The sequence below is a fragment of the Idiomarina sp. UBA4206 genome (assembly GCF_002383015.1).
In the GTDB taxonomy this organism is placed as follows: domain Bacteria; phylum Pseudomonadota; class Gammaproteobacteria; order Enterobacterales; family Alteromonadaceae; genus Idiomarina; species Idiomarina abyssalis.
In genome coordinates this window covers 45,428-45,759 of record NZ_DFTS01000014.1, presented here as the reverse complement: position 1 = coordinate 45,759, position 332 = coordinate 45,428, and the positions used below count along the sequence as shown (strand labels likewise).

The 332-nt window shown below is 44.0% G+C and carries 1 protein-coding gene; it reads right to left on the bottom strand.

Annotation, left to right across the window (positions count from 1 at the left end; translation table 11 throughout):
* Window positions 1–89: 89 nt before the first annotated feature.
* On the bottom strand, window positions 90–332 hold a 243-nt coding region (locus B3180_RS02865), incomplete at its 5' end, for an isoaspartyl peptidase/L-asparaginase (protein ID WP_286842918.1).

The window sequence follows — 332 nt, the reverse complement described above, 5'->3', positions numbered from 1 at the left end:
CTGACGTGTTGTACATTGCTCTAATTGTGTCTGAAACTTCTCAACAAAAGGGTTACTGTGCGATTTTTGACGACTCATAGACTCCGAACTTATTCATCCTCGTTATAAATAGCGACTTCCGCTTTATCCTCACCTTTAAAATAACCCCGGTACATGCCTTCGGTATTAAATGGCATCGCAATATTACCCTGAGCATCAATAATTATGACACCACCGGTACCGCCGGCATCCTGCAACACACCATGAATAACTTCATCGCCCGCGTCACTCACCGAAAGCCCTTTATATTTAACTCGAGAGCAAATATCGGCAGCCACGTGGAAGCGAATAAA